Source organism: bacterium endosymbiont of Bathymodiolus sp. 5 South, assembly GCF_900128535.1.
In the GTDB taxonomy this organism is placed as follows: domain Bacteria; phylum Pseudomonadota; class Gammaproteobacteria; order PS1; family Pseudothioglobaceae; genus Thiodubiliella.
On the sequence record NZ_FQTR01000272.1, the window covers coordinates 1 to 1,655 of the forward strand.

A 1,655-nucleotide genomic window follows, 5' to 3' on the forward strand; every position below is an offset into this window, starting at 1 on the left:
AAAAGAGTCGAAATTTTTTAAAGTGTTTGAAGGTCATGGTTTTGATATTGAAAGGCGTGTAAGAGAGTTGTTAAATCGGTATGTTGATTTTGATTTTAGTATTGATTTAAAGACAAAGAAAGTCAGTTTTTCTCGAGAGATAACAAAAGAGGGGAAAAGTGAAAAAGTTGAAGATATAAAAATATCTCGTGGAGAGGAAAATATTTTTGTATGGTCTTTTTTTCTTGCTATTGCTCAGTTGGCTATTGATAAGGATGAAAATTACAAATGGGTTAAAACGATTTATATAGATGATCCCATATCGTCATTGGATGATAATAATGTCATCATAGTCGCCAGTTATTTAGCCAAATTAATAAAAGATTCGAAGGGTAAAAAATTTATCATCTCAACTCATCATGGGCTTTTTTACAATGTGATTGTTAACGAACTAAGAGGGGCAGACAAATATCTTTTAACGAAAAATGGCGAAGACTATAAACTTGAAGCGTTAAAAAGTGATACCCCTTTTTATCAGCATATAGGGATATTAAAGCATTTGAGGGCAGTAGCACAAAGTGGGGAAATTTACACTTATCACTTTAATCTACTGCGTAATGTCTTAGAAAAAACAGCTACTTTTCATGGCTTCAATAAATTTTCAGACTGCATAAAAGTTGAGGGTGATGATGCAGATAAATCAATTCATGCAAGGCGAATAAACATACTAAGTCATGGCAATTACTCTATCTTTGAACCACAAGAGATGGTGGAGGAAAATAAAGAGCACTTTAAAACTGTGCTAGAAAATTTTATAAAAGAGTATGGTTTTAATCCTGAATTATTTCCAGAATCAACAACAACAGAGAAACCATTATGAGCGAAGAAGAACAACAAGAATTGGGCAAAACCCTGTGGAAAATAGCCGACAATTTAAGGGGCTCGATGAATGCGGATGATTTTAGGGATTATATGCTGTCGTTTTTATTTTTGCGCTATTTGAGTGGCAATTATGAAGAATCGGCTAAAAAGGAATTGGGTGCGGATTATCCGCAACTTAGCAATAGCGAGACAAACACACCTTTGGCACTTTGGTATGAGCAGAATCAGGGCGATGTTTCAGAGTTTGAAAAGCAAATGCGCAGAAAAGTGCATTATGTGATTAAGCCAGAGTATTTATGGCGTAGCGTGGCAGAGTTAGCACGAACGCAAAGCAATGAACTGCATAGAACTTTGGAGAAGGCGTTTAGCTACATTGAAAACAAATCTTTTTCGACGGCGTTTGATGGGCTTTTTTCAGAGATAAATCTAAATTCCGAAAAATTGGGTAGGGATTACACTCAGAGAAATGAAAAACTTTGCACAATTATTACTCAAATCGCCGAGGGCATTGCAGATTCTCCTAACGACAGTGATGCGCTGGGTGATGCTTATGAATATTTAATCGGACAATTTGCTGCAGGCGGGGGCAAGAAAGCAGGAGAGTTTTATACGCCGCAACAAGTCTCTACCATCCTTTCTCGTATTGTCTCATTTGATAGCCAAGACCCAAGTATGGATAAAAAGAAAAAATTGGGTAGCGTGTTTGATTTTGCCTGCGGCTCTGGCTCGTTAATTCTAAATGTGCGTAAGCAGATGGGTGAATACGGCGTGAGTAAAATCTTTGCCCAAGAGAA

General features: G+C 36.8%; 2 protein-coding genes. Both read left to right on the forward strand.

Going from position 1 to position 1,655, the window contains the following annotated elements:
- A partial coding sequence (locus BBROOKSOX_RS10735; protein ID WP_218973742.1) for an AAA family ATPase occupies positions 1-859 on the forward strand: 859 nt, incomplete at its 5' end.
- A partial coding sequence (locus BBROOKSOX_RS10740) for a type I restriction-modification system subunit M N-terminal domain-containing protein (RefSeq protein ID WP_180324013.1) occupies positions 856-1,655 on the forward strand: 800 nt, incomplete at its 3' end. The genes BBROOKSOX_RS10735 and BBROOKSOX_RS10740, both read left to right, overlap by 4 nt.